General features: G+C 68.7%; 6 protein-coding genes and 1 pseudogene. All 7 read left to right on the top strand.

All coding sequences use genetic code 11. The features are described 5' to 3' along the window. A pseudogene (locus U9983_RS00515) lies at positions 1–181 on the top strand (signal recognition particle protein); the annotation flags it as partial. Between the two features lie 210 nt (positions 182–391). Further along, positions 392–853, top strand: a complete 462-nt coding sequence (gene rpsP, locus U9983_RS00510; protein ID WP_322752130.1) for a 30S ribosomal protein S16 — start codon at positions 392–394, stop codon at positions 851–853. Beyond that, entirely contained in the window at positions 854–1,087 is a 234-nt protein-coding gene (locus tag U9983_RS00505) for an RNA-binding protein (protein ID WP_239311291.1), read from the top strand. Further along, the gene (rimM, locus tag U9983_RS00500; RefSeq protein WP_322752125.1) at positions 1,059–1,646 is read left to right on the top strand and encodes a ribosome maturation factor RimM; all 588 of its coding nucleotides are present in this window, start codon (positions 1,059–1,061) and stop codon (positions 1,644–1,646) included. Before U9983_RS00505 ends, rimM begins: the two co-directional genes overlap by 29 nt. Before the next feature lie 2 nt (positions 1,647–1,648). After that, entirely contained in the window at positions 1,649–2,377 is a 729-nt protein-coding gene (gene trmD / locus U9983_RS00495) for a tRNA (guanosine(37)-N1)-methyltransferase TrmD (RefSeq protein ID WP_322752124.1), read from the top strand. A gap of 135 nt (positions 2,378–2,512) precedes the next feature. Next, on the top strand, positions 2,513–2,869 hold the full coding sequence (gene rplS, locus U9983_RS00490; RefSeq protein ID WP_322748309.1) for a 50S ribosomal protein L19: 357 nt from the start codon (positions 2,513–2,515) through the stop codon (positions 2,867–2,869). Positions 2,870–3,038: 169 nt separating this feature from the next. Continuing rightward, positions 3,039–4,100: signal peptidase I (gene lepB / locus U9983_RS00485; RefSeq protein WP_322752123.1), on the top strand; the 1,062-nt coding region annotated here is incomplete at its 3' end.

Raw genomic sequence — 4,100 nt, 5'->3', positions numbered from 1 at the left:
GGCGCGGCGCGCGGGCGCCACACCGGGCGCCACACCGGGCGCCACACCGGGCGGCCTACCCGGCGGCCCGCCGGCCGGGCCCGGTGATGCGGCCCTGCCCGACCTGTCCGCCCTGATGCGTGGCAGCGGTTTGCCACCGGGGGGGCCACCGCCCGGGCGGGGTCGCGGCAGACAGCGTTGACATGTTCCGGGCAGTGCCCACCGGCCCGGGGGCGTATCAGCGCTCGCGATCTGGCAAACTATGGGAACGACATGGGTTCCTCACCATCGGCGTCGTCGCGGTGGCCCTCTCCGCCGCTTTGACGCTCCGAAAACCCAGCTGCCGGTGTTCCGCGTCCCCACCGTGGCATTCCAGTGGCTACTGACGTACGTCTGGAGCAGTTCGACAATCGTGGCAACCAAGATCAAACTTCAGCGTCTCGGCAAGATGCGCGAGCCGCACTACCGCATCGTCATCGCGGACGCCCGTACCAAGCGAGACGGACGGGTCATCGAGGCGATCGGGCAGTATCACCCCAAGTCCGACCCGAGCATCATCAAGGTGAACGGCGAACGCGCCGGGTACTGGCTCGGTGTGGGCGCTCAGCCGACCGAGCCAGTGCTCGCGATCCTCAAGGTCACCGGTGACTGGCAGAAGTTCAAGGGTCTGCCGGCGCCACCGCCGATGAAGGTTGCGGCTCCCAAGCCCGACAAGCGGGAGACCTTCCAGGCTGCGGCCCGGGCAGCCGCGGGTCTCGGCGACAAGCCCGCCACCACCCCGAAGAAGGCCAAGAAGGCTACGGACGACGCCCCCGCGGGCGAGCAGCAGCAGAGCGCGCCGGCGGCCGAGCCGTCGACTCCGGCGGGGCAGTAAGTGCTGGAGGCCGCGCTCGAGCATCTTGTCCGGGGCATCGTCGATCATCCCGATGATGTGCGCGTCGACATGCAGTCGGGTCGCCGGGGTCGGACCCTGGAGGTCCGTGTGCATCCCGACGATCTCGGCAAGGTGATCGGGCGCGGCGGGCGGACCGCCCGCGCGCTGCGGACGGTCATGGCCGGTGTGGGAGGTCGGGGTCTGCGTGTCGACGTCGTCGACGTCGACCGGTAGTCGGCGGCCTTCGGGCAGCCCGGCCGATGCGCCGGTCGTCGTCGGTCGGATCGGGCGTCCCCATGGCGTCCGCGGGGACGTGACGATCGACGTCCGGACGGATGTTCCGGACCGACGCTTCGCGCCGGGGTCACGGTTTCACGGCGACACCCCCGCCGCCGGTCCGTTGGTGATCGCCGGGTCGCGTTGGCACGCCGGGCGCCTGCTCGTACGGTTCGAGGGGGTCGATGACCGTAGCGCCGCCGAAGCCCTGCGTGGCCGGATCCTCACCATTGCGCCCGACGCCGTGGGTGCCGCTGCGGACGAGGACGATGACGCCGCGGACGACCTGTGGTGGGACCGCGACCTCGTCGGACTCCAGGTGGTGACCGTGGACGGCGCCGCCGTCGGTGTGGTTGTCGATGTGGTCCACACACCGGCCGGGGAGCTGCTCGCGGTCGGCCGCCCAGACGGGGGGGAGGTACTCGTGCCGTTCGTGCGCGAGTTCGTCCCCAGCGTCGAGGTGTCCGACGGCCGGTGCGTGGTCGACCCGCCGCCAGGCCTGTTCGACCTGGAGTGACCATGCGTGTTGACATAATCACTATTTTTCCCGGGTATCTCAGCCCACTGGAACTGTCGCTGGTCGGCCGGGCGCGTGAGCGGGGCATCCTCGACGTTCATCTGCACGATCTCCGGCAGTGGGCGAGCGACGTGCACCGGACCGTTGACGACGCCCCCTATGGCGGGGGGCCGGGCATGGTGATGCGGCCGGAACCGTGGTGGGCGGCGCTGACCGAGGTGAGCGAATCGGGCGCGGCCGGTGGCCGGCGACCGCGGATCATCGTCCCGACCCCGGTCGGCCGGCCCTTCACCCAGGCCTACGCCGGCGGCTTGGCCGCGCAACCGTGGCTGGTGTTCTGTTGTGGCCGCTATGAGGGAATCGACGCGCGGGTCATTGAGGAGTGGGCCGACGACGAGATCTCGATCGGTGACTACGTGCTGGCCGGGGGAGAGGTCGCCACCCTGGTGATACTGGAGGCGGTCACCCGGCTGTTGCCCGGTGTGGTGGGAAACGCCGAGTCCGTTGCCGACGACTCCTTCGCCGACGGGCTTCTGGAACCACCGGTGTACACCCGCCCACCGGTGTGGCACGACCGCGAGGTGCCCGCGGTGCTGCGCTCCGGTGACCACGGCGCCATCAGCCGGTGGCGCCGGGAGGTGGCTGTGGCGCGGACCGCACACCGCCGGCCGGATCTGTTGGCTGGCACCGACCCGGCTGCCACCGACCCGGCTGGTCGTGTGGCACAGTAGGATGCGGTGTCCGGCCGTCCGCTGCCCCAGTTCGAATGTCTGCTGGGTGGCATCATGATCCAGATGAGTGGATCGTCTTTGGCGGTTGGACCGTAGTCGATTCATCCCCGTCATCCCCGCGAGAAAGCGACTGCCATGCAAACCCTGGACAGCCTCGACGCCGCGTCGCTGAGGACCGACGTCCCGCAGTTCTGGCCGGGCGACACCCTGAAGGTCCACGTCCGTGTCGTCGAGGGCAATCGCCAGCGCATCCAGGTTTTCCAGGGCGTTGTGATCCGCCGGCAGGGCGGTGGCGTTCGCGAGACCTTCACGGTCCGCAAGGTCAGTTTCGGTGTCGGGGTTGAGCGAACCTTTCCGGTTCACAGCCCGGTCGTCTCCAAGATCGAAATCGTGACCAGTGGTGATGTGCGGCGAGCGAAGCTGTACTACCTCCGTGAGTTGCGCGGCAAGGCTGCAAAGATCAAGGAAAAGCGTCGGCCGGCTGGACGCTGAGCTTTGCGTGGAGTGACGCAGCCGTTGGCCATGCGTTGTCGTTTCTACGTCACCGTGTCGTCGCCGGGGCGGACCGTGCGCGTAGGGTGGTCAGCGATCGGTCCCGATCGGATACCACGGTGAAGATCATCAAATTCGGCCGATATCGGCCAACCCATGAGGTGGCGCGGTGAGTGGAGCCGAGCAGAGTCTTCCGGCGCGCTGGGACAATTCTGTTCCGGCCAGTGGCCAGGGATCGCCCGATGACAGCTTGGGGCAACAGGACGGCGTGGAGCAGAAGGACGGCTTCGGGCAGAAGACGGGGCATGACGGCGAAGCCGCTCACGCTGCACATGATCTTGTTCGGCCCGTCGTGGCGAACGGCCGCGGGGAAGAGGCCGTGACGTTGCCGGCCGAGGCATCCGACCCGGTGGTGAGTGCGGAGCCCGTGACCAGTGGTGACGCCCAGGGGGTCGCGACGGATCCGACCGCACCGGCGCCCACCCCACGGCGCGGGCGTCTGGGCCTGGGCCGAGGCCGGGGCAGTCGCGGCGGCAGGGGTTCATTCGCCCGCGAGCTACCCGTCCTCGTGCTGGTGGCATTCCTGCTCGCGCTGGTCATCAAGGCGTTCCTCGTCCAGGCGTTCTGGATCCCGACCGTCTCGATGGAACGGACCCTGCTGGTCAACGACCGGGTTCTGGTCAACAAGCTCGTCTACCGCTTCAGGGACGTCCACCGCGGTGAGATTGTCGTCTTCAACGGCGACGGAACCGGCTTTGAGCGGGCGGAGACCCTGATCGACCCGCCGAGCAACATCGTTTCCCGTGCGGTGCGCTCGGTCCAGGGCGTGCTCGGCCTCGGCGCCCCCAGCGACAAGGACTTCATCAAGCGTGTCATCGGCGTGGGTGGGGACACTGTCGCCTGTTGTGATGCTCAGGGACGGGTGACGGTCAACGACAAGCCACTCGATGAGCCGTACGTCTACGAGAACAGTCCGGCCGGGTCCGGACGCGAATTCGCTCCGGTGAAAGTGCCAGCCGGCGAGCTGTGGGTCATGGGTGACCACCGCAGCGAGTCGTCGGATTCGCGGGTGAACGGGACCATCCCGGAAAGCAAGGTCGTCGGCCGCGCGTTCGTGCGGGTATGGCCCCTGGGTCGGGTGGCATTTCTGTCCCCGCCGAACATTTTCGCCTCCGCCTCCGGTCTGACGGGGGCTGGCGTGGTGGCGTTGGGCGGGGTTGCCGCATCTCGG

Source organism: Protofrankia sp. Cas3, from assembly GCF_963555955.1.
In the GTDB taxonomy this organism is placed as follows: domain Bacteria; phylum Actinomycetota; class Actinomycetes; order Frankiales; family Frankiaceae; genus Protofrankia.
Note: the sequence above shows the minus strand (reverse complement) of the source record. Positions and strands in the feature narration are given on the sequence as shown.

What these genes read in the sequence shown, in the direction of transcription:
- trmD (WP_322752124.1), top strand. Translation starts at nt 1,649, where the DNA reads ATGCGTGTTGACATAATCACTATTTTTCCCGGGTATCTCAGCCCACTG.
- rplS (WP_322748309.1), top strand. Translation starts at nt 2,513, where the DNA reads ATGCAAACCCTGGACAGCCTCGACGCCGCGTCGCTGAGGACCGACGTC.